This is a genomic window from Rhodococcus sp. AH-ZY2 (assembly GCF_030916465.1).
Lineage (GTDB): Bacteria > Actinomycetota > Actinomycetes > Mycobacteriales > Mycobacteriaceae > Rhodococcus > Rhodococcus ruber.
Map to the genome: position 1 here is coordinate 5,548,718 of NZ_CP126458.1, position 26,697 is coordinate 5,575,414.

The 26,697-nt window shown below is 68.4% G+C and carries 29 protein-coding genes; 18 read left to right on the plus strand and 11 right to left on the minus strand.

Annotated elements, in window-relative coordinates; translation table 11 throughout:
* Window positions 1-44: 44 nt before the first annotated feature.
* Entirely contained in the window at window positions 45-617 is a 573-nt protein-coding gene (locus QNA09_RS26545) for a VOC family protein (RefSeq protein ID WP_064065595.1), read from the minus strand.
* A gap of 306 nt (window positions 618-923) precedes the next feature.
* Here QNA09_RS26545 and QNA09_RS26550 point away from each other — a divergent pair, with 306 nt between their 5' ends.
* The 6 genes from QNA09_RS26550 to QNA09_RS26575 all read left to right on the plus strand — a co-directional run bounded on the left by QNA09_RS26550 (window position 924) and on the right by QNA09_RS26575 (window position 7,281).
* Window positions 924-2,198, plus strand: coding sequence for a CdaR family transcriptional regulator (locus tag QNA09_RS26550; RefSeq protein ID WP_026138031.1), 1,275 nt, complete (start codon window positions 924-926; stop codon window positions 2,196-2,198).
* 252 nt (window positions 2,199-2,450) lie between these two features.
* Window positions 2,451-2,903, plus strand: coding sequence for a flavin reductase family protein (locus tag QNA09_RS26555; protein WP_017681855.1), 453 nt, complete (start codon window positions 2,451-2,453; stop codon window positions 2,901-2,903).
* Between the two features lie 79 nt (window positions 2,904-2,982).
* The gene (locus tag QNA09_RS26560) at window positions 2,983-3,624 is read left to right on the plus strand and encodes a 3,4-dihydroxy-2-butanone-4-phosphate synthase (RefSeq protein ID WP_248957454.1); all 642 of its coding nucleotides are present in this window, start codon (window positions 2,983-2,985) and stop codon (window positions 3,622-3,624) included.
* Between the two features lie 120 nt (window positions 3,625-3,744).
* The gene (locus QNA09_RS26565) at window positions 3,745-4,908 is read left to right on the plus strand and encodes an acyl-CoA dehydrogenase family protein (protein ID WP_248957455.1); all 1,164 of its coding nucleotides are present in this window, start codon (window positions 3,745-3,747) and stop codon (window positions 4,906-4,908) included.
* Window positions 4,909-4,985: 77 nt separating this feature from the next.
* Complete coding sequence (locus tag QNA09_RS26570) at window positions 4,986-5,375, plus strand: nuclear transport factor 2 family protein (protein ID WP_248957457.1); 390 nt, start codon at window positions 4,986-4,988, stop codon at window positions 5,373-5,375.
* A gap of 142 nt (window positions 5,376-5,517) precedes the next feature.
* Entirely contained in the window at window positions 5,518-7,281 is a 1,764-nt protein-coding gene (locus tag QNA09_RS26575) for an FAD-dependent monooxygenase (RefSeq protein WP_248957459.1), read from the plus strand.
* Here QNA09_RS26575 and QNA09_RS26580 read toward each other — a convergent pair.
* Window positions 7,250-7,642, minus strand: coding sequence for an SPW repeat protein (locus tag QNA09_RS26580; RefSeq protein WP_017681861.1), 393 nt, complete (start codon window positions 7,640-7,642; stop codon window positions 7,250-7,252). The two genes, QNA09_RS26575 and QNA09_RS26580, sit on opposite strands and share 32 nt — an antisense overlap.
* Before the next feature lie 101 nt (window positions 7,643-7,743).
* Here QNA09_RS26580 and QNA09_RS26585 point away from each other — a divergent pair, with 101 nt between their 5' ends.
* Complete coding sequence (locus QNA09_RS26585) at window positions 7,744-8,319, plus strand: TetR/AcrR family transcriptional regulator (RefSeq protein ID WP_248957461.1); 576 nt, start codon at window positions 7,744-7,746, stop codon at window positions 8,317-8,319.
* Between the two features lie 82 nt (window positions 8,320-8,401).
* Here QNA09_RS26585 and QNA09_RS26590 read toward each other — a convergent pair whose 3' ends face one another.
* Genes QNA09_RS26590 through couN form a run of 3 tightly spaced genes read right to left on the minus strand, consistent with a single transcriptional unit; the run spans window position 8,402 to window position 10,694 of the window.
* Window positions 8,402-8,881 (minus strand): MaoC family dehydratase, encoded by a 480-nt coding sequence (locus QNA09_RS26590; RefSeq protein ID WP_248957462.1) that lies wholly within the window; start codon window positions 8,879-8,881, stop codon window positions 8,402-8,404.
* 14 nt (window positions 8,882-8,895) lie between these two features.
* Window positions 8,896-9,786, minus strand: a complete 891-nt coding sequence (gene couO / locus QNA09_RS26595; RefSeq protein WP_010594964.1) for a 4-hydroxyphenyl-beta-ketoacyl-CoA hydrolase — start codon at window positions 9,784-9,786, stop codon at window positions 8,896-8,898.
* Window positions 9,783-10,694: a 4-hydroxyphenyl-beta-hydroxyacyl-CoA dehydrogenase gene (couN, locus tag QNA09_RS26600; RefSeq protein WP_010594965.1), complete on the minus strand. Its 912-nt coding sequence runs from the start codon at window positions 10,692-10,694 to the stop codon at window positions 9,783-9,785. The genes couO and couN overlap by 4 nt, the downstream gene beginning before the upstream one ends.
* Window positions 10,695-10,809: 115 nt before the next feature.
* Between couN and QNA09_RS26605 the strand changes: the two genes are divergently transcribed.
* Window positions 10,810-11,244 carry a MarR family winged helix-turn-helix transcriptional regulator gene (locus QNA09_RS26605; protein ID WP_017681864.1) on the plus strand — a complete coding sequence of 145 codons (435 nt, stop codon included), beginning with the start codon at window positions 10,810-10,812 and terminating at the stop codon, window positions 11,242-11,244.
* 319 nt (window positions 11,245-11,563) lie between these two features.
* Here QNA09_RS26605 and QNA09_RS26610 read toward each other — a convergent pair whose 3' ends face one another.
* A complete protein-coding gene (locus QNA09_RS26610; protein ID WP_064066511.1) occupies window positions 11,564-13,165 on the minus strand; it encodes an AMP-binding protein in 1,602 nt (533 codons plus the stop codon).
* A 313-nt stretch (window positions 13,166-13,478) separates the two neighbouring features.
* On the opposite strand from QNA09_RS26610, the gene QNA09_RS26615 reads away from it, so the two are divergent.
* Window positions 13,479-13,844 carry an HNH endonuclease gene (locus tag QNA09_RS26615; protein WP_010594968.1) on the plus strand — a complete coding sequence of 122 codons (366 nt, stop codon included), beginning with the start codon at window positions 13,479-13,481 and terminating at the stop codon, window positions 13,842-13,844.
* A 39-nt stretch (window positions 13,845-13,883) separates the two neighbouring features.
* Here the strand turns inward: QNA09_RS26615 and QNA09_RS26620 are convergent, their stop codons facing one another.
* Window positions 13,884-14,447: a TetR/AcrR family transcriptional regulator gene (locus tag QNA09_RS26620; protein WP_010594969.1), complete on the minus strand. Its 564-nt coding sequence runs from the start codon at window positions 14,445-14,447 to the stop codon at window positions 13,884-13,886.
* A 116-nt stretch (window positions 14,448-14,563) separates the two neighbouring features.
* Between QNA09_RS26620 and QNA09_RS26625 the strand changes: the two genes are divergently transcribed.
* The 3 genes from QNA09_RS26625 to QNA09_RS26635 all read left to right on the plus strand — a co-directional run bounded on the left by QNA09_RS26625 (window position 14,564) and on the right by QNA09_RS26635 (window position 16,979).
* On the plus strand, window positions 14,564-15,805 hold the full coding sequence (locus tag QNA09_RS26625; protein WP_040273621.1) for an oxygenase MpaB family protein: 1,242 nt from the start codon (window positions 14,564-14,566) through the stop codon (window positions 15,803-15,805).
* Between the two features lie 162 nt (window positions 15,806-15,967).
* Window positions 15,968-16,480 carry a GNAT family N-acetyltransferase gene (locus tag QNA09_RS26630; protein ID WP_040273624.1) on the plus strand — a complete coding sequence of 171 codons (513 nt, stop codon included), beginning with the start codon at window positions 15,968-15,970 and terminating at the stop codon, window positions 16,478-16,480.
* A 91-nt stretch (window positions 16,481-16,571) separates the two neighbouring features.
* On the plus strand, window positions 16,572-16,979 hold the full coding sequence (locus tag QNA09_RS26635) for a hypothetical protein (RefSeq protein ID WP_010594972.1): 408 nt from the start codon (window positions 16,572-16,574) through the stop codon (window positions 16,977-16,979).
* A gap of 13 nt (window positions 16,980-16,992) precedes the next feature.
* Here QNA09_RS26635 and QNA09_RS26640 read toward each other — a convergent pair whose 3' ends face one another.
* Complete coding sequence (locus QNA09_RS26640) at window positions 16,993-17,673, minus strand: NUDIX domain-containing protein (RefSeq protein ID WP_040273626.1); 681 nt, start codon at window positions 17,671-17,673, stop codon at window positions 16,993-16,995.
* Window positions 17,674-17,740: 67 nt separating this feature from the next.
* Between QNA09_RS26640 and QNA09_RS26645 the strand changes: the two genes are divergently transcribed.
* From QNA09_RS26645 to QNA09_RS26655, 3 genes are all read left to right on the plus strand, one after another.
* Window positions 17,741-18,742: an ADP-ribosylglycohydrolase family protein gene (locus QNA09_RS26645; protein WP_248957463.1), complete on the plus strand. Its 1,002-nt coding sequence runs from the start codon at window positions 17,741-17,743 to the stop codon at window positions 18,740-18,742.
* On the plus strand, window positions 18,739-19,248 hold the full coding sequence (locus tag QNA09_RS26650) for an O-acetyl-ADP-ribose deacetylase (RefSeq protein ID WP_010594975.1): 510 nt from the start codon (window positions 18,739-18,741) through the stop codon (window positions 19,246-19,248). Before QNA09_RS26645 ends, QNA09_RS26650 begins: the two co-directional genes overlap by 4 nt.
* A gap of 176 nt (window positions 19,249-19,424) precedes the next feature.
* Entirely contained in the window at window positions 19,425-21,053 is a 1,629-nt protein-coding gene (locus QNA09_RS26655; RefSeq protein WP_228287210.1) for a transposase, read from the plus strand.
* Between the two features lie 133 nt (window positions 21,054-21,186).
* Here QNA09_RS26655 and QNA09_RS26660 read toward each other — a convergent pair whose 3' ends face one another.
* The 3 genes from QNA09_RS26660 to QNA09_RS26670 all read right to left on the minus strand — a co-directional run bounded on the left by QNA09_RS26660 (window position 21,187) and on the right by QNA09_RS26670 (window position 25,150).
* Entirely contained in the window at window positions 21,187-23,619 is a 2,433-nt protein-coding gene (locus QNA09_RS26660) for a glycoside hydrolase family 65 protein (protein ID WP_119699349.1), read from the minus strand.
* Between the two features lie 36 nt (window positions 23,620-23,655).
* Window positions 23,656-24,468, minus strand: coding sequence for a trehalose-phosphatase (otsB, locus tag QNA09_RS26665; protein WP_010594977.1), 813 nt, complete (start codon window positions 24,466-24,468; stop codon window positions 23,656-23,658).
* Between the two features lie 247 nt (window positions 24,469-24,715).
* Window positions 24,716-25,150 carry a hypothetical protein gene (locus QNA09_RS26670; protein WP_017681197.1) on the minus strand — a complete coding sequence of 145 codons (435 nt, stop codon included), beginning with the start codon at window positions 25,148-25,150 and terminating at the stop codon, window positions 24,716-24,718.
* A 129-nt stretch (window positions 25,151-25,279) separates the two neighbouring features.
* Here QNA09_RS26670 and QNA09_RS26675 point away from each other — a divergent pair, with 129 nt between their 5' ends.
* From QNA09_RS26675 to QNA09_RS26685, 3 genes are read left to right on the plus strand one after another with little or no spacing between them, the layout of a single operon-like run.
* A complete protein-coding gene (locus tag QNA09_RS26675; RefSeq protein ID WP_010594979.1) occupies window positions 25,280-25,609 on the plus strand; it encodes a helix-turn-helix transcriptional regulator in 330 nt (109 codons plus the stop codon).
* Window positions 25,609-26,328, plus strand: coding sequence for a cation diffusion facilitator family transporter (locus tag QNA09_RS26680; protein ID WP_010594980.1), 720 nt, complete (start codon window positions 25,609-25,611; stop codon window positions 26,326-26,328). The genes QNA09_RS26675 and QNA09_RS26680 overlap by 1 nt, the downstream gene beginning before the upstream one ends.
* Window positions 26,328-26,669: a DUF3703 domain-containing protein gene (locus QNA09_RS26685; RefSeq protein WP_010594981.1), complete on the plus strand. Its 342-nt coding sequence runs from the start codon at window positions 26,328-26,330 to the stop codon at window positions 26,667-26,669. The genes QNA09_RS26680 and QNA09_RS26685 overlap by 1 nt, the downstream gene beginning before the upstream one ends.
* The last annotated feature ends 28 nt before the right edge of the window (window positions 26,670-26,697 follow it).

Below are 26,697 nucleotides of genomic sequence, written 5' to 3' on the forward strand. Positions count from 1 at the left end.
CTTCGAGAGACGATCGAGTGTCGGTATCGGTAGAGACCGTCGGGTCAGCTGGTGAGCGCGACCATCGGATCGGGCAGATGGGGGCTGGTCTCGAGAGCCCAGGCATGGGTGGTGATCTCCGAGACCGGGGTGCCCATCGCGAGCGCCTCACGCATCAACTCGGGGACGAACGACACACCGACGGGGTTGTTGCCGTATTCCGGCCCGTGCATGTACTCGGTCGCCTCCTCCGGGGTGGCGAAGTTGTCGATCTGCAGTTCGACGAAATTTCCGTCCGGGTCCTGGTAGTACAGCGACGTGGTCACCCCGTGCTGGATCGGCACCTTCGGTTCGATCCCCTCGGCCTTGAGCCTGTCGTAGCGGTCGAGCAGATCCTGCAGGGTGTCGAAGGTGTAGGCGGTGTGGTGCATGCCGGCGGCTCCGGGGTTGCGCGGCGCCAGTTCGACGGGGGCGCCGAGCAGAGCAACGCGGTGATGCTCCTCGTCGAAGGTGATGAAGCACAGGCCGTGGCCCTCGTAGACCACGTGAGCGTCGAGGACGGCGCAGTACCAGTCCCGCATCTCGTCGAAACGACTGGTCTGCAGCACAACGTGAGCGAACTTCGGTGTGGAGGTCATCGGTGTCTCCTTCGGAGCTGAACGTGGTCGTCGGTGCGAGACCTCGGGCGAATCCGGGCGGACCGCCACGGGGGCCGCTCCGGGCAACAGCGTGCTCAGGACGGGAACGCTGCCGTCTGGGGAAGCGACGGCGCTGCCGGGACGGGTTCGTGGTGTGGTCTCTGTCATGTGATCTGTTGCACAATTCCATCCGATGTCGCCTTGTGCGGCTACGGGCTGGAAGCCAAGAAATCCGGACAGAGTTGGTCTGGAGCCCAATAGAGTCGTGTGCTCACCGTGCTCGGCCCGGATCGGAAGGATGCCGAAGTGCCGCATTGGACATATGAGCTCTCGGGAGCACGTGCACCCCAGCCCGAGGGCGAGTGGCTGAGCCCGGATGCCGAGCGCGTCAGGGAGGCTCTCGGGGACGGGGCGGTGACCTGGGCGGTCGAGGTCGGTCAGGACATCGCCGCCAGGATTGCCCGGAAGATTCCGGCCCTGGCGGACGAGGCGGCTGTCATGGTGGCCATCCGTCGAGCCACCACCTCCACCGCACTGCGCGCACTGATGATGGTGGCCGGTCTCGGCGAGTCCGACACGACGCTGGCGAGTGCCGAGGTCGACGAGATCGCCCGGGACTTCGCCCGACGAGGTATGGAGCTCGACGACCTGCTGCGTACCATTCGCGTGGGGTACGCCGTCCTGGCCGCGGCCTTTCTCGACGCGGCGACTCTCTTGCTTCCGCCCACGGAGAGCAGTGCCGAACTCCGGCGGATCTCGGTGTTGCTCTTCGAGGTGCACGACGACTTCACGGCCGGGGCGGCCTCCGCTTTCATCGCAGAGCAAAGCGTCTGGGCCGCGGGGGTGTCTGCGGCCCGATTCGATCTGGTGAACCAGATCCTGGGAGCCGAGGATGTCGATCGGGTCCACGCCGAGAAGGTTCTCGGCTATCCGCTCGCCGGCCCCCACATTGCGCTCGTCGCGTGGGGCGGACCGCACTCCACCCAGGATCTGCGCACCGTCGTCGACACCGTCCTGCGGGAGCGAGGCACCGCGTCGGCCTCGTTGGTACTACCGGTCGGGCTCCAGACGGTATGGGCGTGGGGAACCGTGCGCCCCGGGAGTTCGCCGCACCGGGGTGCCCTCCCCACGTTCGACGACGTGTTCGTCACGGTAGGGGAGACGGGGGTCGGGGTGGAGGGCTTCCGTCGAAGCCATGCCGAAGCCAAGGCGGTCGAACGACTGATCCGCCTTCACCCGGGCCGGGGTCCCTGCACCGTGGCCCACGAACACGTCGCACTCGAGGTGTTGCTCCTGTCGGATCCGGACGCGGCAGACCAGTTCGCGTCGCGGCTGCTGGGCCCGCTCGCGCAGCGCGAACCTCGCATGGCGGAGCTTCGGTCGACGCTGCGCCGCTATCTCGACATGGATCACAGTCTGTCCAAGGTGGCTGCGGCAGAGCATATCTCGAAGAACACGGTGACCTATCGCGTGCACAAGGCGTTGAATCTGTGTGGTCATTCGGGGGAGACGACCACCGACCTGCGTGCGGCGCTCCGCATTCACGAGTGGCTTCGCGGAGATCCGCTCGCCCGAGAGTAGCGCTCGGCAGTACCGGCATCCTGCGTCTGCAGTTTGGTCTGGAAACCAAGGTTGGTGCGCAACCTTAGGCTGCGCACCAATGCGCAAGGCGCAACCCGTGCGGTCTACTTGTGTCCTAGAACACAGCCGGCCACCGTGGTGAGAGCAGTCGAAGCGGGTCCCGGCGCCCCATCCTCCAGGCCCGCGGCATGTCCCGCGGTCGATCGAAGGACACGTCCGTTGACTTCGCTCCAGGAAACTTTCAAGAACGTGATGGCGCACGTAGCCACCCCCGTCGCCGTCGCAACCTCCATGAACGGCGGGCTGCCCGTCGGCACCACCGTCAGCGCCTTCCTCTCGCTGTCGATGAACCCTCCGATGGTCCTCGTCTCCCTCGACCGGGGGTCCGAAACCCTCGAACTCGTCACCGAGTCGCGCAGGTTCGGCCTGAACATCCTGTCCAGTGACCAACACAGCGCCGCCCTGAAATTCGCCACCAAGAACGGCCTCGGCAAGTTCCACGGGGTTCGCTGGGACATCGACCACGACCTGCCCCGGATCACCGGTGCGGCCGGATGGGTAGCTTGCACCGTCGAACGGATCCTCGAAGGCGGCGACCACATGATCGTGCTGGGCAATGTCGTCGCCGCCGAGCAGCACGACAGCGACCCCCTCACCTATCACCGCCGCACCTTCGGCACCCACTGCGCGCTGGAAATGGTGTAACCGGACAGTTCCGGGCGGCAGCGTCTATCGCTTCTGCCCCTGTTCCCCAGCGCCGAACACCCTCGAGGAGAGGAAAGTCATGACCGCCTCCGTTGCATACGCCGCTGACCCGCGGACCCTGTGGTCGACTGCAGCCGAGGGCATGCGCGCCCTGGCACGAGGCGAACTGATCATCCTGCGGCACGGTGCTCGTCTCGTGCTCGTCGGGTGTGCAGGCACCGTGACCACCGAGCAGATGGCCTTCGTCATTCGACACAGCACGGGATTCGTCCAAGTGGCCCTCCACGAGCGGGACTGCGACCGGCTCGGTCTGCCCGAAGCCACTCCGAGTTCGCGCGCGCCGTCGGCATGCGCATACGGCCAATGTGTTGCCGTCGACGCTTCGGCCGGAGTCACCACCGGCATCTCCGGGGCAGATCGGGCTCGCACCGCCCGGGTGCTCGCGGATCCGCGCTCGAGCGTCGACGACCTCAGCAGGCCCGGGCATCTCGTCCCCGTCCGGGTGGATCCGCGTGTCCTGTGCGAGCGACGGACGGTCGCCGCCTGCGCGCTTGCGCTGACCGATCTGGCACGGCCGGAATACTCCGGTGCGGTCTTCGCCGAACTCGACGGCATCGGCGACCCGGTGAACACCGCAGGTCCCCACGACGCCGAAGCACTGGCCGACAGCTACGGCCTCACCCTCGTAGCACCCGACGAGTATCGCGAACGCTCACACTGACCACCGCCTTCGTCCGAATCCATTCCGATCCAGTCGATTTCGCGCACCCGAGGTGTGCGGTGCCGGAGTGGGTCAGCTCTCTGCGATCAATTCGACCACCCATCCCGAAGCGAGGAAACCATGGACATCACCGCCGATCAACTGATGAGCCGCGTCAACGACCTGGTGCCGGTCTTGGCCGAACGCGCCCAGAAAAGCGAGGAGAACCGGGCGCCGCTCGACGAGACGATCACCGACCTGATCGACTCGGGGATCCTGGCGACGCTGACACCGAAAGCGTACGGCGGGCTCGAGCTCGGTCTCGATGTCGCAGCGGACATCGTTCGCGCCATCAGCGCCGTGTGCCCGTCGACGGGGTGGGTCACGTCCTTCTACATCGGCGCGGCATGGCGGGTGAACATCTTCACCGAGCAGGCACAGCGAGAGGTGTTCGCGGACAAGCCCTACACCCTCACCGCCGGCACTGCCGCTCCACTGCGCGGAGTGCAGAAGGTCGAGGGCGGCTACCGGATCACCGGTCAGACCGCCTGGAACTCCGGCTCCGCTCACGCCGAATGGTTCACCTTCGCCGGAGTTTCCCTCGAGGAGGGTCGCCCGCCGGCGCCTCTGTGGTTCCTCGTTCCTCGCAGTGAGGTCGAGATCCACGACACCTGGTACATCTCCGGCATGGCCGGGACCGCCAGCAACGACGTCTCCGTCGAGGACGTGTTCGTCCCCGACTACCGGACCGGTCCGTTCGACCTCGCCCTCGCCGGCGCGGCGCCGGGCATGCTGCTCCACGACAACCCGATGTACCACCTGCCGTTCCTGCCCTTCGCGATGGCGGAGGTGACGCCCGTCGTCGTCGGGGCCATGCGGGGAGCGACGAACGCATTCATCGACCGCACCCGTCAGCGGCAGGGAACATTGAGCCAGGAGAAGGCCGCCGGCAAGCAGGCCGCCCAGATGCGGCTCGGCCGTGCCCTTGCCGCGGCGGACGCCGCCGAGACTCTCCTGCAGGCCTTCTTCGAACGCCTCACCGCACAGCGACCCGAGCAGTCGGATCCGCAGGATCGGGCCGAAATGAAACTGAAGGCGGCGTACATGACCGACCTGTGCCGCAATGCGCTCAACGACATCGTGCGCGGCATCGGCGGCGACGGATTCCGCACCGCCTCACCGATCCAGCGCTTCCATCGTGACCTCAGCGTCCTGGCGGTGCATGCCTTCCTCGACATCGACACCGCGTCGGAAACGATGGGTCGCTTCACCCTCGACCTCCCCGTCGCCGACCCGCTGCTCTGACACACCCGGATCGGTCTCCGACATGCCCTCCAGGTGCGCGACGTACGAGCACCTCCACCGCAACGGAAGTGAACGCCATGACCTCCGACACGACCTCCCCCGATGCCACCGCCCTCGAGATCACCCGTAGCCTTCTCCATGCTGCCGACACCGACATCGCCCGATTCTTCGGCTACTTCTCCACGGACTGCCACTTCCGCATGGGGAACAACGACCCGGTCGAAGGAAGCGAGGCGGTCCAGCAGTGGGTGGCGTCCTACCTGGGATCGGTCGCCGGAATGCAGCACGTCATCCTCGAACAGTGGTGCGCCGGCAACGTCACCGCCCTGCGCGTGGACGTCACGTACACGATGAACGACGGCACCACGTTCACCCTTCCTGCGGTCACCCGCACCCGCATCGAGGACGGGAAGGTGACCGAGTACCTGATCTTCATGGATCCCAGCCCGGTCGTCGCCGCGCGCTGACACCGGGAGGCGGCTGCCGCCGCGGACCTACCGGTGGCAGCCACCCGACTCGGTGACGCCACCTCGTCCCACCCTGCGCATCCCACACGCCCGGTCGTACTCCACGGCCGCGTACGGGCGGAACACCTCGAAAGGAATCGTCATGATCCATCCCACAAGTCGCGAGCCGGAACAGGATTCGGTGCGCCCCGGGCCGTCGTCGACGGACGTCGCTGCGGCGATCGATGTGTCGTCGCGGCGACCGGTGGTGATTTCCGGCGCGGGCCCGGTGGGGATGATTCTCGCGCTCGAACTCAGCCTGCACGGGATCCGCAGCACCCTGGTCGAACAGGCTCCGCAGACGACCCGCTTTCCGAAGATGGACCTGACGAATGCGCGCAGCATGGAGCTTCTCGACCGGCTCGGTCTCGTCGACGACATCCGTTCGGTCGGCGTCGCCCCGGAGCACTCGCACGATGTCGTCTTCTGCACCTCGATGGCAGGCCGGCAGGTGGGCCGCTGGAAGTACCCCGCCGTCGACGAGATGTCCGAGTGGATCGCGTCCAGGAACGACGGCACCACACCGGCGCACGCCTGGCAGCGGGTCACCCAGATCGAGGTCGAGAAGCTGCTCATGCGCCGCTGTCTCGCGGACGAGAACATCGAGGTGCTCCGGCCCTGGCGCGTCACCGCCGTCACCCAGGACGACGGCGGTGCCCGGATCGAGATCACCTCCCCGGTCGACGGCACCGTCCACACACTCGCGGCGGACTACGTCGTCGGATGTGACGGCGCCGCCTCGGTCGTGCGGCGCGCCATGGGGCTGACCATGGAGGGCGAGCGCGGCGTCATCACGTTCTGCCAGGTGCATTTCAAGTCCCGGGATCTCGAAACCCTGCACGCGCACGGCCAGTTCTGGCACACCTTCTTCGTCGGCGGCGGAGTCGGCGCGATCATCGCCCAGGACGAACGCGACACGTGGACGCTGCAGACCAGCGCCATCACCGACGGTGTGCGGACCGAAGACATCGACAAGCAGGAACTGCTGGACGCGGTCTGCGGCCGGCACCTCGACGTCGACGAGGTCCTGCAGAGCAGTGTGTGGCACGCGAACGTACTCGTCGCCGACCGGTACCGCCTCGGTCGGCTGTTCGTCGCCGGCGACGCCGCCCACGAGGTCATCCCCACCGGCGGATACGGACTGAACACCGGCATCGCCGACGCCGTCAACCTCGGATGGAAGCTCGCCGCAGTCCTCCAGGGATACGGCGGCAACGACCTTCTCGACAGCTACGAAACCGAGCGCCGACCGGTTGCCGTCATGGCCCGGGACTGGTCGTTCCGCCATCTCGGCGTCCACGTCGAAGCCCAGCAGCTCGTCGACCCAGAACTCGTCGAAGCCGACACCACCGAAGCAGACGAGCACCGGCACGCCCTGGAGCAGTACTTCGCTTCCCACACCGGTGAGCACGAGAGCTTCGGCGTGGAAATGGGGTATGTCTACGCCTCGCCGGTGATCGTCCGGGACGACCGTGCGGTTCCCGACAACGACGGTTCGACCTACATCCCCACCACTCTTCCCGGCGCACGCGCACCGCACGTGCGGCTGCCGGACGGCCGGTCCATGCTCGACGCCTACCGCGACACGTTCACCATCGTCAGCTTCGTCGGCGAGGACGCCGCGACGGAACTGGTCGATGCTGCAGCCGCGGCGAACATGCCCATTCAGGTTCTCGCCGTGGACGACGCCACGGTGCGCGCCGTCTACGAGGCCGATCTCGTACTCGTGCGGCCGGACGGTCACGTGGCGTGGCGCGGAAACAGCATCCCCGAGGATGTGTCCGTGCTGATCGGGGCGGTCACCGGTCGAGTGGACACCTCCGCGTGCTTGGCCACTACTTCCGGTCGAGGACCACAGTTTCCGTGATCGGGGACCGTCCCGGGGTCGACGCCGTGACGTCGGCGAACTCGTCGGCGAGGTAGGCGCTGCTGCCGACGAGCATGATGAGCGCACCCGCGATCCACGCGGTCCAGGCTGCTCCGTCGCCGGCGAACTGTCCGATCCAGGGCGAGATGAACAGGATCAGGCCGACGACGGACAGGGACCAGTGGTCCTTGGTGGGGTCGCGGGCGATCAGCGACCACAGGGCGTAGATCGCGGCGATGGCCCCCAGTCCGAGGGTGACGCCGGAGCCGACGGCGGTGGTGTCGAACCACACCGACGCGGTCATGGTGGCGATGCCCAGGATCAGGGCGATCGCTCCGGCGAACGAGTTCGAGATCTTCATGTGCGCACCTCTCTTCGAATCGCTACATGTTGCGTAGCTACAGAGAGTGTAGCGCTGTTGTAGGATGATCGTCGAAGTCGGGACGGCGGACGGAGGGGTGCATGCGGTCGGGTGAGGGCACTGCGGTCGGTGAGGGCACTGCCACGCCGGAGGAACGCATCGCCGACGCCGTGCTCGAACTGCTTCGTCGCAAGGGACCCAAGGCGGTGACGATCGAGGCCGTGGCCGCACACACGGGCATGGCCCGCACCACCATCTATCGTCGCTACCGCGACAGGGACGAGATGCTCACCGCGGTGATGGAGCCGATTGCGCAGCCCTCGCCGCCCGATCCGGACGCCACGGCGCACGAAGTACTGATGTGGCTGGCCGAGCAGTCCCTGCGTTCGGTCGACGGGGGCGTCGGCTTCGGCGGCCTCGCTGCGCTGGTGACCGATGCGGATCCCGCGTTCACCGGTCTCATCCGCTCGGTGCTCGTGCGCCACCGCAGTACCTTGACAGAGGTCGTGCGACACCACATCTCGCGGGGAATCGTGCGAGCCGACCTCGACGTCGAAACGTTCCTGGACTGCATCGTCGGCGCCTACTGCGCGGAACGGGCCCGGAGCGGTGACATCGACGCCGACTGGAACGAACGGGTCGCGCTGACACTGTTGCCCGCGTTCGTGCAACCGTAAGCCGTCCCGAAACGAGCGAATGTACCCTTCAGCTTCGTAGATCGACAGAAGGGTACATTCGCTCGACTGTAGGCGGCGGCCGCTACTCGAACATGCGGTAGACCGCCTCGACGACGACGGCGGGCCGCTCGCTGCCCTCGAGTTCGATCAGGCCGTCGATGGTGATCTGGACGCCGCCCTTCGGCAGCTTCTCGAGCGACTTCAGCGTCGCGTCGAGGCGGACCTTGCCGCCGGCGGGCACGGGACTGGTGAAGCGGACCTTGTTCAGGCCGTAGTTGACGGCCATGGTGACACTGTCGACCTTCAGGACCTCGCTCCACATCGGGATGATCAGGGAGAGCGTCAGGTAACCGTGGGCGATGGGACCGCCGAACGGGCTCTCCTTCTTCGCCCGCTCGACGTCGAGGTGGATCCACTGATGATCGTCGGTGGCGTCGGCGAAGGTCTGGATCCGGTCCTGCTCGATCGCCATCCACGAGCTGACGCCGAGCGGTTGCCCGACGAGTGCCTCGAGGTCGGCCAAGGTGGCGACGTGGGTGATGGAGGTGGCGGGGACGGTCATGGGGCCTCCTGTGCTCAGCGCTTGATGCCGAGAACGCGCAGTGCGTTCTGCTTGAAGATCATCGGTGCGATGTCGGGTTTGATGTCGAGAGTGGCGAAATCGTTGCGCCATCGATCCACTTGGATGACGGGGAAGTCGGAGCCGAACAGCACCTTGTGGCGCAGCATCGTGTTCGCGGCCTTGACCAGTTGCGGCGGGAAGTACTTGGGGGACCAGCCGGAGAGGTCGATGTAGACGTTGGCCTTGTGGGTGGCGATGGAGATCTGCGCGTCGACCCACGGTACCGCGGGATGGGCCATGACGATGGTCAGGTCGGGGAAGTCGGCGGCGACGTCGTCGAGCAGCATGGGGTCGGAGTAGCGCAGCTTGATGCCGTGCCCGCCGGGCAGTCCGGCGCCGATGCCGGTCTGGCCGGTGTGGAACAGGGCGGGCACGCCGGCCTCGATGAGGGCCTCGTAGAGGGGGTAGAACTGCCGGTCGTTCGGCTCGAAGCCCTGCATGCTGGGGTGGAACTTGAAGCCCTTGACGCCGTACTCGTCGACCAGGCGGCGCGCCCGTTTCACAGCGGCCTTGCCCTGCAACGGATCGACGGAGCCGAAGGGGATGAGCACGTCGTTGTGGGTGGTGGCGAGCTCGGCGATCTCCTCGACCGAGTTGGGGGCGTGGCCGGTGGCGGACCGGGCATCGACGGTGAACACGACGGCGGCCATGTTCCGCTGCCGGTAGTGCTCGGCGATGGAGTCGATGGTGGGGGTGCGTTCCTCGCCGGACTTGAAGTACTTCTCCGAGGCGGCCATCAGTTCGTCGTCCATGGAGCGGTGTCCGCAGCCGTCGATCTCGACGTGGGTGTGGATGTCGATCGCCTCGATCGCCTCGAAGTCGATCCCGTATTCGTAGCGGCTCACTTGGCGAGCACCTCCTCGGGGAATTCCTCGCCGACGGACTCGACGCGGTCGGCGAACACGATGGGCCACTGCGCGGCCACGTCGTCGGCGGAGAAGCCGCCATCGTGGAAGGCGGTGGCGGTCAGCTGCGGATGCGACCACAGCGCCAGGCGGTCGCCGCCGACGGAGAACGCCTGCCCGGTGATGTCGGCGGCGTCGTCGGAGGCGAGGAAGGCGATCAGGCCGGCGACGTCCTGCGGGGTGCCCATGCCGACCTCGCGGCGGATCACCGCGGGCAGCTCGCCGGTCTGCTTCATCTGCTCGATGTAGGGCGCGAAGATCGGCACGGTCTCGGTCATCGCGGTGACGGCGACGGGGCACACCGCGTTGGCGGTGATCCCGGCGCGCTGCAGTTCCATCGCCCAGGTGCGGACCATCCCGACCACCGCGGCCTTGGCGCCGGAGTAGTTGGTCTGCCCGAAGTTGCCGCGCTGCCCGGCCGGGGATCCGATGGCGATGATGCGCCCGCCCTCGCCCTGCTCACGGAAGCGCAGTACGGCCTCGCGCACGCACGTGAAGGTGCCGCGCAAGTGCACGTCGATCACGGCGTCGAAGTCGTCGTCGGTCATCTTCCACAGCACCTTGTCACGCAGGATGCCCGCATTGGTCACCATCACGTCGAGGCGGCCGAAGTGCTCGACCGCGGCGGCGACGAGTTTTCGAGCCGTCTCGGTGGGACCGACGGGGGCGACGACGGCGACGGCGCGTCCGCCCGCGGCGGTGATCGTCGCGACGGCGGCATCGGCGGTGCCCCGGTCGACGTCGTTGATCACGACCGCGGCGCCGTGACGTGCCAGCTCGGCGGCGTAGGCGAGGCCGAGGCCCTGCCCGCTACCGGTGACGACGGCGACTTTGTTGCTGAGGTCCACGAGATCCTCCGTTGCTCGAGCTGATGAACTCCCAATCACATAGGAACATCTACTATTGAGAATGTCAACGATTGAGGAACTGTTATCCTGAGGGTCGCGACGAAAGGCTCTCGGAATGGAACGTCGACGCGTCCTCGAGGACGACCTGGGATTTCTGCTGACGCGTGCCAGTGCGATGGTGGTGCGATCGGTGAACGAGGCTCTCGCCCCACTCGGGCTGCGGGTGCGCCCCTACACGGTGCTCTCCCTCGCGTGCGACGAACCCTCCGGTGTGGCGCAGCGCCGCATCGCCGCGGACATGGGACTCGACCCCAGCCAGATCGTCGCGATCGTCGACGAACTCGAGAACCGGAATCTGGTCGCCCGCACCGCCGACCCGGGCGACCGGCGCAACAAACTCGTCGTCGCCACCGACGAGGGACGAAAGCTGTGCGACGAAGCGCGCCGGCTCAGCGAGGAGGTGTCGGACCGGCACTTCGCCGGCGTGGACCCGGCTCTTCTCGCCGAAATGCGCACTGTGCTCGGCCGCATGGTTTTCCCGAGTCGGTGAACGCCGCCCGCTGACCGCGCGCTCGTCCACGGGCGCGGTCGGGGCGTCCGGGGTGTGGAGTTGTCGACCCATCGAGGGTCGGCAGGGTATCGGCAGCCTGACGAGCTGGCTGAGGTGAGGGCCGGGTGCGGTGGCGTAGGGCAGACCGGCCTCGGCGCAGTCGAGCCGAAATCGGTCGAGCACGTCCACGCTGCCGTCGGAACAGCGGGTAGCCGGCCTCGAGCAGTCGGAGGTGCCGAAACCGGTGCCGACGGCACAGCCGCGAACCGGACCGTTCAGGCCGGCGGTGTCGAACGCAGCGACGGAGTCGAAGTAGTGGTCACAGGCCCTCCGTCGCGACGAGGTGCTCGACGACGCGGCGCAGTCGCCCGCGGTCGATCTTGCTGTTGTGCCGCGGGTCGGTCGGTAGCGCGGTGGACAGGTGCACCGGGGTGGGCCGTGGCAAGTGCAGCCGCTGGGCGAGGATTGCCATGGTGCCGAGGTCGACGGCGCGAGGATCCTCGTCGTGGGGAAAGACGTAGAACAGGCGGTCGAGATCCTCGAGATACACCACTGCGCTGAGCAGGAACCCGGTGACCATGTTCCACATCTGTTCGAGCGCATCGGGATGGATCGGGCCGTGTGGGGAGTCGACGACGTCCTTTCTGCGGCACAGGTACCACACCAGACCCGAGGAGTCGATGTAGCCGAAATCGCCTGTGCGGTGCCATATCTCACCGGTTCGCGTATCGCGCAGTTTGGCGGTGCGCACGGCGTCGTCGCGGTGGAAGTAGGTGGTGCTCACCCGAGCGCCGGAAACGACGATCTCGCCGGTCCTGTCGGCAGGGAGGCCGTCGAGCGCTACGTCGAAGTGCGGCCCCTCGAACTGCGATTCGACGACAGCGACGTCCATGTCCGCGGGCGGCCGCCCGAGCGGGGTGCCCATGCCGGTCCAGGTTCCGAGCTTCGAACGGTACACGTGCTCGTCGGCGCCGATCAGGGTGATCGGCATCAACACTTCGGTGCTCGCATACGGCACCACGACCTCGGCCGGGGCGAGCCTGTCCTGCATGCGTTCGACCAGCCGGGCGCCGATGGCCGACCCCGCGGTGGCCACCCGTCGCAACGCCGGGGCGGGCAGGTGATGCTGATCCATATGGGTGATCAGGCGATGCCACACCAGTGGCGAAGCGAACAGGTAGTCGCTGCCGGAGACGGCCAGCTGCTGGTAGAACGCGGCGACGTCGAGGCGAGCGGGTTGGACGGTGGCCAGGTCCGGCAACACCACGCGTCGGCCCATGGCCACGGCCACCAGAGCCAGGTGTGGAAACAGGCAGAACTCGGAGGAGATCTCGTCGCTGCGGTAGTAGCGCATCTGCGAGGCGAGCTCGCGCGAGGTCCACGGCACTCCCTTGGGGATGCCCGTGGTTCCGCTGGTGTAGAGCAGCAGCACGGTATCGGCGATGTCCCACTGCATTTCGCTCCGACTCGGGTCGGGCAGAACCGTACCGAGACGAGCGCTGTCGAAGCCGGTGCTCGTCGGGGTGCAGACGATGCCGTCGTAGAGATCCGCTCCGGGGCAGGGCAGTTCGGAGACCCACACCGGCGCATCGAGGTCGGCAAGGCACGCGGCCAGCGTGTCGGGGGGCTGGTTGGGGTCGAGGAACGCGGGGACTGCTCCTACCAGGAATACGCCGTAGCAGTATGCGATCAGCTCGACGCTCAGCGGCAGCGTCACCACCACGTTGTCGCCTGGCCGTACACCCAGCTGGTGCAGGTGTGTCCGTGCGGACTCGGCCGCGTGCTGGATGTCGGAAAAAGCGTGCTGCGACGACGAGCGCAGATCGGTCACCGCGATCCGATCGGGGCGCTCGACGCATGAAGTGGCCAGCCCGTCCAGCAGTGCATGTCCGGACGTGACGACGGTGTGGCGAGAATGCATGACCCCCCTTGATGGAACCGAACTTGCACAACGACGTGATGCACGGGGGAGACTGCTCGTGAAACCGTCCAGTTCCCGAATGCTCGTTCGGACGCCTCGAATGTCGTATCCCCCCGGAACCCCACCCGCGCAAGATGGTACGGTGCGGAGAACGCGAATGTCTGCCGGATGAAAGTGATCTCCGCCACGGGTGTCCCGGCGCCACTTCTGCAAGCGCCTGTGATCCCTGAGCGAACGGGACGACAACGCTCGCCCTGCATCGTGGTCCGCGGGGGCACTGGCGCTCGGGGAGCGACTCGGTCACGATCGACAGGTGGACCGCGCCGCCAGACTCACGCTCGCCGTCGAACGACAGGACGATTGCTGCCTGTGGTGTGGCCGACGGTTCGGACCGTTGATTCCGCCGACCACCGAACATCTCGTGCCACGAGTCAAGGGCGGTCCCAGCATCGCGGCCAACGAGGCCGCCGCGTGCCGGCGGTGCAACGCCGACCGCGGTCACCGGGGTCCGGTCGAGTGGCTCGCCGAGTGCCGGAACCGGCGCGGCTGGGCCCCGCAGGCGAGCCTGCTCGCGACGCTCCTGAACGCGCTGGACCTCGAACTCGCCAGCGCGGGTGGGCATCGCCGCGCCCGGCGATACCTGGCCGGCCAGCTGCGACGCTGCCGGAGCAACTGCTGAGGCGTGCGGACAGATCGTCGGGAAGGATACGGGCGGCGCTCAGTCCAGAATCTCCTTGAGATAGGCGGTGATCATGGCCGTCAGCTGGTCCGCGACCACCTCCGGCTCGATCGGTGGCTGATCGAGCACGTAACCGACCGCGACGTTCTCGACGGTGCGGACGAGCATCCACGCGATAGCGTCGGGATGCTCGATCCGGCGCCGGCCGGGATTGAAGCGCAGCCACATGGCCAGCAGCGCGTCGATGCGGTGCTCGAACGCGACCAGCCGGCTGTCCGGCGTGCGGGGGAGTTGCTCGACGAGCACGCGCAGCAGCCGGGGGTTCTCGCCGAGTGCCTCGAGGAGTACGCGCATGTTGGTCCGCACCGATTCGGTCCAGGTGGGGGCGTCGAGCGCATCGGTGAACACGTGCGAAATGCGAGCCTGAACCTCCTCGGTCCACCGGTCGACGACTTCGGCCACGATGGCGTCCTTGCCGGGGAAGTACTGGTACAGCGAGCCGGGGCTGATACCGGCGGCGGCGGCGATCCGGTTGGTGGAGGCGCCCTCGTATCCGTGGGTGAGCAGGACCTCCCGGCCGGCGGTCACGATGCGCTCGACCATCGCCTGGGAGCGGCGTTGCCGTGGCACCCGGCGCAGCCGGCTCTGCTCCGCCGGCCTCATCGGCGCCCCCCGGACGCGAATTGAACGCGAGTATTTGCTCGTGTCAGCATCGGCTCATGGTGGCACACGAGATTCGGCAGGACGCGCAGGCGGCCCGTTACCCGCGCCGGTACGCGGGCATCCGGCCCAGGAACCAGCGCATCGGACGCCCGCTGCGCGCCTACGCGCGGATCGGCGCCGTCGACGAGGAACTGCTCGATCGGATCGGCCGCCGGATGTTCGCCCGGGACGAGGTGGGCGCCGATCTGGTGCGCGCGATGCGCCGCCCCCGGACGGACGCCGAACGGGTGAGCATGGCGCAGTTCCATCGGGCGCTCGAGCACGGCATCGACGCGGTGCCGGAGGCCCCGGAGGCGCTGCGACGGTTCTTCGCCGTGGTCGACGACGTCCCGGAGTGGGTGGACTTCGACCTGCTGGAGAAGGGCGCCCGGGCCTTTCGCAGGATGGGCCGCAGCCGCATCGACGTGCTGCTCCAGTTGTCGCTCATCGGTGGCTATCGGTTCGGCGGGCCGCCGGATCTGCTCGTCGAGACCGGGGGCCTGACCGGCTCGACCGCAATGCGGCGCCTCGGCGAAACGCAGAAATGGGGAACCGCGGTCGGCGAGCCGGGCGGGATGCGCAGGAACGGTGAGGGATTCAAGCTCACCGTGCACGTGCGCGCGATGCATGCGCTGATCAACCACCAGTTCGAGACCAACGGCCGATGGGACGTCGAGCGCTGGGGTCTGCCGATCAACCAGACCGACCAGGCGGCAACTCTCGGGTTGTTCAACGGCACGCTGTTGCTCGGCATGCGGGCACTCGGGTACTTCGTCACCCGTGAGGAGTCGCGGGCGGTGATGCACCTGTGGAAGTACGTCGGATGGCTCATGGGAATCGACGAGGACTGGCTGTTCGACACCGAACGCGAGCAGCACGTGTTCAACTACCACGTGCTGCTGGTGCAGGACGACGTCACGCCCGCGGGTGCCGCGTTGTCCGGGGCCCTCGTGGAGGGCCAGCGGACCCTCGACCACGGCAGGTTCGGGGACGTGCGCGGCCGGTACGAGCGGCAGCGCCTGCTGAGTATGCTTCGGTACTTCCTCGGCACGCAGAGCCTGCGGGAGCTGGATCTGCCCGTCACCTCGGCCTGGGCCGTTCCTCCGGTGCTGGTCAAGAACGTCGTCGCCTCCACGGTGGTGGCCCGCACACGCACCGGCAGGCGGTTCCTCGAGCGGGCCGGCGACCGGGCCGCCCGGCGCGAACTCGCCTCGAAGTTCGGGGCGTCGAGGCCGGCCGTCGGCGCGCTGCCCGGCTGAGCGTCCGCCCCTCGGAAGCCGGAACGGTCGCGTCGTCGCGGTCGGCTAGGCTTGTTCCGGCAAGCCGGACCGCCGGTCCCTCCGCGGTTGCGGGCCGCGGTCGTCGAGAAAATTGGGTGAAAGACGTTGACGGACTCTGGGGAACTGAGTATCGGGCCGCTGGTGCGCCCGGCCGACGGCAGTGACGACACCGCCAAGGTGGTCGCCGACCTCGTCAATTCCGTCTATGCCGTTGCCGAGGACGGCATGTGGCCGGAGGGGGCCACCCGGACCTCGGCGACCGAGATCGCCGAACTTGCCGGTGCCGGTCAGCTCTTCGTCGCCTCGCTCGGCGACCGGATCGTGGGCTGCGTGAAGGTGGTGCAACTCGATGCCCGCACCGCCGAGTTCGGGATGCTCGCTGCCGACCCGGAGGTGCGGGGTGCAGGCATCGGCCGTGCCCTGGTGCGGTTCGCCGAATCCCACGCGGCGCGGCTCGGGAACGAGATCATGCAGCTCGAGATCATCCAGCCCAAAGACTTCGAGCACCCGTCGAAGGTGTTCCTGTCGCAGTGGTATCCGCGAATGGGATACGTGCCGGTGCGGACGGAGGACCCCGAGGTCATGTACCCCGAACTGGTTCCGCTGCTCGCCGTTCCGTGCGACGTCGTCGTGTACCACAAGCGGCTCGGCTGACCGGTTCCGAATCTTCCGTCTCCGCGTGGTGCCCGCTGCCGGCGGGCACCACGTGCTTCGATGGTCGGGACGAGTACCGCGAGGAGGCGAGATGACGAGCAACCGTATCGGCCGCCGTGCCCGGCGAGCGGGAGCGACGCTGCTGCTGGCGGCCGCCGCAGTCTTCGGCGCATCCGGCCCGGCGTCGGCGCAGGACCAGTGGCCCGAGATTCCGTCCTATCCGACACCGATGATGCCGTACGAGACCAAGGACTTCCTGACTCCTGCGGACCTGGACTACTGGAATCCGCTGGTGAACCGGAATCGGCTCACGTCACCGTTCGGCACCGGCACCCGGATCGTCTGCGTCGGCTTCCACGGCGTGACCACCGACTGTTGGCAGGCCGATCAGAACGGGCAGCCGCACAAGCTGATCCGGCTGCCGGCCAACCTGCCGAACGTCACCGGTTCGAGTCTGCCGGGCGGCGGGCCCGGGCACTTCGTCTATCCGATCCTGTGACCCCGCGGCCGCCTCAGCCGGTGAACAACACCGCCGCCTGAGCCGGCAACCGGGCGCCGTCCTTGCGGCGGAACAGTTCCGCCGGCCGGCCGGTACCCGGACTCGACATGCGCCCGGTGCTGTCGAGAGCGTCGACGACGTGGCGGCGGAACGAGTCCTTCTGCAGTGGAAGACCGAACACCACCTCGTACAGCCGCCGCAGCTCGAGGACGGTGAACTCGTCGCCGAGCAGCCCGTCCGGATCGACACGCTGTGCGTAGCGCGCCCGCAGATCCGCCACGGCCGCCGCCACCATCTCGGCATGATCGAAAGCCAGCGGCTGGTCGGCCTTTCCGTCACGCACCACCACGAGGAGGGCGCGGGGCGGGAGATCCTCGTGGGGGACCGCCGCGGCATGGGCGATCGAGATCACCCATCCGCGCGGATCCCGGTCGGGGGTGTCGAACGCGCCGATCTGGTGGAATCGGATGCCGGCGAGGTTCGTCTTGTCGCGCAGCACGCGCCGGGCGGCGTCGGCGAGCCGTTCGCGTTCGCGGAGGAACGTGCCGGGCAGGGCCAGGGGGCCGTGGCCGTGCTCGACGGCCAGCACCCGGAGTTCGCCGTCGCAGTAGGTCAGCACGGCGACGTCCACCGCCGCCGACGGGTGCGGATAGTCGCCCAGCGTCCGGCCGGTCTCGTCCCTCCACTCGTTCACTCTTGCAGCTTAGCTCGGACATGATCTAAGCTGATAGCGCAGATTTGATCGAAGGGTGGGACGAGCGATGGCATTGACGACACGACAGTGCGACCGAGCGGTGGGGGTGCTGCTGGTGGCGACGGCGGCCGGGGACGCCCTCGGCGCCGGCTACGAATTCACTCACCCCGCGGCGGACGCTGAGATCGGCATGGTCGGCGGCGGCGTGTTCGGGTGGGAACCGGGGGAGTGGACCGACGACACCGCGATGACCGTCGCCGTCGCCGAGGTCGCGGCCACGGGCGTCGACCTCGGCAGCGCCGCCGGTCTCGACGCGGTGGCCGCGCAGTTCGTGCGCTGGTTCGACTCGGACCCGAAGGACATCGGCAACCAGACCCGCGCGGTGCTCTCGCATCGTCCCGCCGGCGGCGCCGCGATGCAGGCCCGCGCCCGCGCCCTTCCCGGCCGCAAGGGCGGCAACGGCGCTCTCATGCGCACCGCCCCCGTCGCATTGTCCTGTCTCGGCGCGGGCGGGACGGACGTCGCGCTCGTCGCCGCGGGGGAGGTGGCCCGGCTGACCCACGACGACCCCCGGGTGGTCCAGGCCTGCCGGCTGTGGACGTACGCGATCCGCCACGCCGTCCTGCACGGCACCTTCGACGGTGTCCGCGGATACCTGCAGGTCTGCCCCGCCGACGTCGCCGAGTACTGGGGCCCGTTGCTCGATCGGGCCGAGCGCGGCTCGCCCGACGACTTCGCGAACAACGGATGGACCGTCCACGCGCTGCAGACCGCGTGGTGGGCGATCAGCACGACCGACGATTCCGACGCCGGGCACCTGCAGCGTGCCCTCGAGGCCGCGGTCCGCGCCGGCGGTGACACCGACACGACCGCCGCCATCGCGGGCGGACTGCTTGGCGCTCGCTGGGGCGCCTCGGCGGTCCCGGATCGTTGGCGGCGCATCCTGCACGGCTGGCCCGGGTACACCGCGCACGACCTGACCCGCCTGGCCACGGCGGCCGCCCGCAAGGGATACGGTCGTCCCGTCGCCGTCCCCGCTCGTCCCACCATGTTCCAGGAGCAGTCGTGACCCTCATCGACGTCGTCCACGGCGACATCACCGCCCAGCGCGTCGACGCGATCGTCAACGCCGCCAAGTCCTCCCTCCTCGGCGGCGGCGGCGTCGACGGCGCCATCCACCACGCCGGCGGTCCGGAGATCCTCGCCGCCTGCAAGGCCCTGCGCGCGACGACCCTGCCCAACGGTCTGGACGTCGGTGCGGCGGTGGCCACCACTGCCGGAAAACTCCCGGCGCGCTGGGTGATCCACACCGTCGGACCGCTCTACTCGCCCCACGAGGACCGCTCGCACCTGCTGCGGTCGGCCTACACCCGCAGTCTCGCCGTCGCCGACACCCTCGGCGCCCGCACCGTCGCGTTCCCGCTCATCTCCGCCGGTGCCTACGGCTGGCCGAGGGAGGACGCGATCCGGCAGGCGGTCACTGCGCTGACCTCCGCCCGCACCGCCGTCGAGATCGTCACGCTCGTCGCGTACGACCGGAGCGTCGCCGAACTGATGCGCCGCTCGTTGCCGTAGGACGCCGGCGCCGGTGACCGAATGTCACATTCGGTCGGTTGGGGGGTTGTTGCAGAATCGTGGGTCGGCCCCGTCATGTCACGGCGGGGCTGACCTGCGGTTTCGTGTAGAATCCGTTGGTGGCCAAAGGATATCGACCCGTCGATCGTGACCAGCAGTTCCTGATCCCCCCGGACATGCGCGACTGGCTCGGCACCGACCATCCCGTGTGGACGGTCATCGACATCATCGACCGGATCGACACCACCGCATTCCATCGGACCGCCAAGACCGGTGGCGCCGGCCGTGCCGGCTACCACCCGGACATGCTGCTCACCTTGCTGGTGTGGGCCTGGTCCCGCGGGGAACGCTCCTCCCGCCGCATCGAACGGCTGTGCACCGAGGACGTGGCCTACCGGGTGATCTGCGCCCAGGACATCCCCGATCACGTGACGATCGCCCGGTTCCGCAAAACCCACGCCACCGCCTGCGAAGACCTGTTCACCCAGGTCCTGCTGCTGGCTGCAGCCCTGGGACTGGGCCGGCTGGAGACCATCGCGTTGGACTCGGTCAAGATCGCCTCCAACGCCTCGGCCGGCGCCAACCGCACCGAATCGTCGGTGCGGGCCGAAGCCGCCGCCCACGCCCGAGCAGTGGCGGCGGCAGCGGTGGCCGCGCATGCGGCCACCGATGCCGCCGAAGACGAACCCCACGATCACGGCGACCGCGGTCCCGGTTCGGTCCCACCGGCGTTGACCGACCCCCGGTCACGGGCAGCGCGGATCAGCGAGGCGATCGCCGCACTCGACGCTGCCCGCGCCGCCGACGAGCAGGCCCGGGCCGACAAGGACACCTCGGCCCGTCTGTATCTCGAGCAGGCCCGCGGCGGGCAGATGCCGATGGGTGCCCCGCCCGCCTCGGCGGCGGTCGCGGCAGCGGAACTGGCGTTGGAGAAGACCCTGGCTGCCCATGCCGCGAAAGTTCGGCGGTACGAGCAGCGGCGGGCCGAAGCGGCAGCGAAAGGCCACCGATACGGTGGCTGGGTGATCCGGCCGGCCGGGCAGGACCCGAAGGTGATCAAGGCCCGGGCACGTCTGGCTCGTGCCACCGCCGCAGCGGCGGCGGCGACTGCGGTCGCGGCGGCACGAGCCGATGCCGACACCGAGGGCCGGCCCGAGCGGGTGGTCAACACCACCGACCCGGAGTCCGGGTTGCAACCGTTGCGTGGTGGCGGCTGGGTGCAGGGGTTCAACTGTCAGGCCGTGACCAGCGGTGACGGGCTGATCATGGCGGTGTCGGTGGCGGCCAATCCCACCGATGCGCCGACGTTCGTGCCGATGATGCAGGCGGCGGTGGCCGCTGCCGGGTCGATCATCGCTGCCCGCCCCACCGGCACCGCCGATACGGACGGCACCGACGGCACCGACGGCGAGGGGATCGGGATGCTGCTCGCCGATGCCGGGTACTTCTCCGAAGCCAACATCACCGCGCCGGGACCGGACCGGTTGATCGCCCGCGGCAAGGCCCGCCACCTCGAACACGCGGCCCGGCACACACCGGTGTCTGGGCCGGCGCCGGTCGAGGCTTCACCGGTCGAGGTGATGGCCCACCGGTTGCGCACCGAGGAGGGAATCGCCACCTACCGCAAGCGTTCTCACATTGCCGAGACTCCGTTCGGGCATGCCAAACACAATCTGAATTTTCGGCGGTTCACCGGCCGGGGACTGGTCCGTGCCCGTGGTGAGTGGAGTTTTCATGCCGCGGTGCACAACATCGGCAAGATCCTCGCTGCGGTGGGTGGGGGCGGGTTGCCGGCCGCTGTGTGAGGCGGTGGTCCCGGGGCGGGAGACCCCGCCCCGGGACCGGCGCTTTGGTTCGCGGTCGCGGACCCTCGGCGATTTCGCAACAGCCCGTTGGATCGACCGCATGTGACATTCGGCCACAACGGTTGGGCGGTGCTCAGGGCATCGACGGTTCCTGGGTGGGCAGGGTGAACACACAACTCTCCCCGGCGCCGAGTTCGCAGACCTGACCGTCGAGACCCACCCGGACGGGTCCGTGGAACCCCTCGGACTGGGCCAGCACGGTCAGTTCGCCACCCACGATGCGTACCCGTAGCGGGGTGCCCCGGAACCGGATCGAGAAGGACACGCCGTCGAGCCGGTCCACGAGGCGGGGCCGGAACAGCAGCACACCGTCGTAGACCCGGGCGCCGACGAAGCTGCTCTGCAGCAGGTCGAGCGTGCCGGACATGACGCCCATGTGGATGCCCTCCTTGGTGGTTCCACCTTGGATGTCGCTGACGTCGCTCTCGAGTGCCAGCATGAAGCGTTCCCACGAGCTGGGCGGATGGATGTCGGCGAGCACTCCGGCGAAGGTGACGTGGCTGAGCGTCGACCCGTGTGAGGTCCGCTGGTCGTAGTACTCGATGGTGCGCCGGGCCAGCTCCCGGTCGTACGGATAGCCCAGCCGCTCGAACGTCGCGTGCAGTTCGTCGTCGTCGAGCAGAAAGAACAACATCACCGTGTCGGCCTGCTTGGCCATCTTGAACCGGTTCGGATCCTCGCCCTCCGCCCGGAGGATGCGATCGAGCCGCTGGATGTCGGGGTATGCGGCGCGGTAGTGCTCCCAATCGAGTTCCTCGAGTTCGTCGTAACCCTCGAACTGGCTGACGACGCCCTCGTGGAAGGGCACGAACATCCGCCGGCTCATGTCGTCCCATGTGTGCAGCTCCTCGTCGGTGACCGCGAGCTGGGCGAGCAGGGCGCCGCGCCGGCTGGACGAGAGCGAGCCGAGCACCGCCGGAACCGTCGCCATGATCCAGGCCACCATGACATTGGTGTAGGCGTTGTTGCGCAGGCCGGCCTCGGCCGCGCCGGGGTGGCGCTCATGGAACTCGTCCGGCCCCATCACACCGTGGATCTCGTAGCGTTCGCGCTCGGAGTTGTAGTGGGCCACCGACGCCCAGAACCGGGCGATCTCGAGCATGAGCTCGGCGCCGTAGTCGGCCAGGAACTCCGTGTCGTCGGTCGCCTGCAGGAAGCGCCACACGTTGTAGAAGATCGCCGCGTTGACGTGCCGCTGATTCCGGCTGAGGTCTGGATCCCACTGCCCGGAAAGGGGATTGAGATGGACGGCCTGGGTCTCCTCGGTGCCGTCGCTGCCGCTCTGCCAGGGGAACATCGCGCCGCGGTACCCGGCCTCCTCGGCCGCGGCCTGGGCTTCGGACAGCCGGCGGTACCGGTAGAGCAGCAGGCTCCGGGTCACCTCCGGCATCCGCAGGTTCAGGAAGGGCTGGATGTACATCTCGTCCCAGAACACGTGCCCCCGGTACGCCTCTCCGTTGAGTCCACGTGCCGGCACGCCGACGTCGTGCCGCGCCGTGTGCCGGGAACAGACCTGCAGCACGTGCGCGACATGGAGCCGCAGCAGGAGGTCGGCACGCGGTTCGCTGGGCAGCCGGACGTCGCAGATGTCCCACAGTTCGTCCCACGCCGCTTCGTGCTCGGCATACGCGGGGGCGAAGTCCGGGTACCGCAGCACGTGCCGGCCGGACGCGGCCAGCGCCTCGGTGATCGCATTGTCCCGGGAGGTGAACAGCGACACCATCTTCTCCACGCGCGTCGGCCGGCCCTGCTCGACGTCGAAGGAGAGCACCTGCTGGATGTAGTCCTCCATCTGGTACAGCGAGCGGTCGACCTCGAGCGGTCCGCCGTCGTAGCCCTCCCCGCGGAAGACCCGGGTACGGGCGGCCTCGGCGATGTAGATGTCGGACTGGCGGGTCTGCACGCGCAGCGCGATGGTCTCGTTGCCGAAGGTACGCGGGGACACCGGATCCAGATGGCGGCCCTCGAGCTGCCGGTAGCGGGCGACGATCTGGTTCGTGACGCGGCCGTCCAGTGCCGAGACCACCTCCACCGTCCCGGACCAGTTCTCCGGGACCAGCGTCCATTCGATCCCGGCCTGATGGCTCTGGGCCATGCTCACGAAGCGACGGCTCCGCAGGGTGGTCTCCCGCCCGAACCGGTCCCGGAATCGCACCTCGCGCTTCACCGTGGCGAGGCGGATGTCGTAGGTGTGCCGGTAGGACAGCACGTCGACGTCGTCGAGCCGTACGGCGTCCCCGCCTTCGATGCGAAGCTTGAGGACCAGCCAGTTCGAGACGTTGACCAGATCCTCGTTCAGCACCGGGCGGCCGCCCATGATGGTGGTCTCGCGGTTGTAGATCCCGTGCACGTACGTGCCGGGGTAGTGGATGGGACTCATGTCCTCCCACTCGGCGGTGCCGCGCGTGCAGAAGTAGCCGTTGCCGGTGGAGGTCAGCGCCTCTCGCAGTCCCTCCGACGCGCTGTCGAACCGGTCGTAGTCGAGTTCGAACTTCGGGTCCTGCACGACGTCCCCCTGGATGTCCCTGGGCGTGGCCCCCGATCACCGCGCCAGTGTGGTCAAGAAGCGCTCCACCTCGTCGACGGAGGCGAGTGCGAATTCGGCGGCCGTGGTCCGGCCCGCCATCTCCGGATCGTCCGGCCGGCCCACGAGGATGCCGATCCCCCGCCCGCGCAACGCCCGGAAGGCGTCCTCGTCGGTGATGTCGTCGCCCAGGTACACCGGTACCGTGTCGGCGGAGTCGAGACCGAGAACGTCCACGAGGTACAGCACGGCCCGGCCCTTGTCCCAGTCGATGGCGGGCGCGAGCTCGTACACCATCTTTCCCGGGGTGACCTTCAGTTCGCCGTGATGCTCGGTGAGCAGGGTCTGCACGACCGCCTCGATCCGATTCCGGTCCGCGGGGTCGACGAGCCGGTAGTGCACTGCGACCGACGCGCGTTTCGGCTCCACCAGCGCACCCGGGATCGTCCCGATCTCGGCGCGGAGCCGCTCGGTCACCGCGGCGACGAGGTCCGCGAACCGGGCCACGCGGTCGTCGGAGACGGAGCCGCGCTGCGGAGTCCAGATGTCGAAGCCGTGGCTGCCGGCCACCACGAGGTCGTCGACGCCCATCAGCTGCTGCACCACCGCCCGGTCCCGGCCGGTCACGACGCAGACCGGGCACCGTGCTGCGAGATCTCGGACGACGGTACGCATACCGTCCGAGATCACAGCGTCCTCGGGTCGCGACACGATCGGGGTGAGTACTCCGTCGTAGTCGAGGAACACCGCCGGCCGGCGTCCGTCCAGCAGCCGCGCCAGGTCCTCGTTCCCGAGCGCGGGGGGCAGGTCGCGAACCGAAGTGTCCGCCATTGTCGGATTACCTCCTGCGCCCTCGCGGCGCCTCGGTGGGACGAGGGCGACGCGACCGCAGACTCGCCGCGCGCACCGGCCGGTGAACAGTGGCTGTCACAGGCATCGGTACGCCCCCTCGTGTTCGGCTCCGTGACGCCGGCAGCGTCGACGGCGATGAGCTCCTCGATTCCTACTGTAGGGCCGTGCCGGAGGCAAGGCGGGCATACGACGTGACGGCCCCGTGGGGCGCGATCGTCCGCCGGGATCAGACGATGGCGCCGGCGAGCACGATCGCGAGCGCGATCAACAAGGCGACCTTGGCGATCTCGAGTGCCACGTACGCGTAGTGCGCGTTCGAGCGGGGCACGTCCTCGCCGGCGAGGACGCGGTTCGACCGGCGTGTCAACGGCGGCCGGACCACCGCCACCTGCACCGCCAGCACGGCCACGGTCACCAGCAGCAGCACCCAGCCCGTCGTGCCCGGCGAGAGGATCAGGCACGCGACGATCAGCGCGACGGCGAGAACGACCTCGACCGTGTTCAGGGCCCGGAACACCAGGCGCCCGATGCCGAGTCCGAGCGGGATGGTGATCCCCGGCGCCCGGAACTTCAAAGGCGCCTCCAGGAAGGAGATCGCGAGCACCATTCCGAGCCAGAGCATCGGCACGAACAGTTCGACGTAACGCGCGAGAGTGTCCATCACCCGTCCTCGGCTGCGGTCGGCATGTGGCCGCCGAGTCTAGCGGCGGCGCGCCGGCCGGTACTGCCTCGCGGACGGCGATTCGATACATCATTTCCTGAATACAGGATTCGATGTACATTCGAGGTCGTGGAGACGGTGGAGCATCACGACGCGCTGTCCCGGTTCGGTCATGCCCTCTCGGATCCGACCCGGACACGGATTCTGCTGACCCTGCGGCGTGGCCCGGGTTATCCCTCGGAACTGGCCGAGGCGATCGGCGTCAGCCGGCAGATCCTCTCGAACCACCTGGCGTGCCTGCGTGGGTGCGGTCTCGTCGTCGCGGTGCCCGAAGGCCGGCGCAATCGTTACGAACTCGCCGATCGCCGGATCGGGCACGCACTCGACGACCTGCTCGACCTGGTCCTGACGGTGGACCCCTCGTGTTGTCCCGCCGCCGCGGCCGAGGACTGCTGCTGATGTCCGCGCGGCCACACGCCCCCGCGCCGTCGGCGCCGCGCAGGGCCGTGCTCACGAAACGGATCCGGCTGCTGGTGACCGCGACGATCGCGTACAACATCGTCGAAGCGAGCGTCGCATTGACCGAGGGCGCGCGGGCGTCGTCGACGGCGCTGATCGGGTTCGGGCTCGATTCGCTGATCGAGGTGTCCTCCGCCGCCGCGGTGGCCTGGCAGTTCGCCGGCCGAGATCCGGAAGCCCGCGAGAAGGCCACGCTGCGGATCATCGCGTTCTCGTTCTTCGGGCTCGCCCTGTATGTCGGCGTCGACTCGATCCGATCGCTGCTCGGGATCGGCGAAGCCCGGCACTCGCCGGTCGGGATCGCGCTGGCCGCGGCGAGCCTGGTGATCATGCCCGTGTTGTCCTGGGCTCAGCGGCGTACCGGGCGCGAACTCGGATCCGCCTCCGCCGTGGCCGATTCGAAGCAGACGCTGCTGTGCACGTACCTCTCGGCCGTGCTGCTGATCGGGCTGGTACTCAACAGCGCATTCGGTCTGTCGTGGGCCGATCCGGTCGCGGCACTCGTCATTGCGGTCTTCGCGGTGCGGGAAGGACTCGAAGCCTGGAGGGGCCGAACCTGCTGTCCAGTACCCGCAGTGGTGACCGATGACGCGCCGGAATGCTGCTGCGGATCCGAATGCGATTGTTGCCGAACCCCTCCTGAACCGAAGGATCGATGATGCCTCGTATCGGTGCCACTGCCCGAGCCCTCTACCGACAGGAGATGACGGCGTCGAGAACCGCCGTCGACCCGCAACAGCGGTGGCGCCATCTCGAACGCGCACACATCCTCTCGCAGCCGGACCCGTGGCTGCACACCTGCAACCACGCCGCGATGCTCGCCCTGGCCCTGCGCTGCCGTGACCGCCGCGAGGCTTTCGGGCAGGTCGTGCGGATCCTCGTGGCTGCCCCCGGTTCGATGACCGGCCGGTATCCCGAAGGCAACATCGGACGGGTCGCCGCCGGACTGACCACGCCGATGCCGGTCCCCGACGATCTGGCCCGAGCGCTGTCGGCGTAGTCGCACGGAGACGACGGGAGACCCCGTC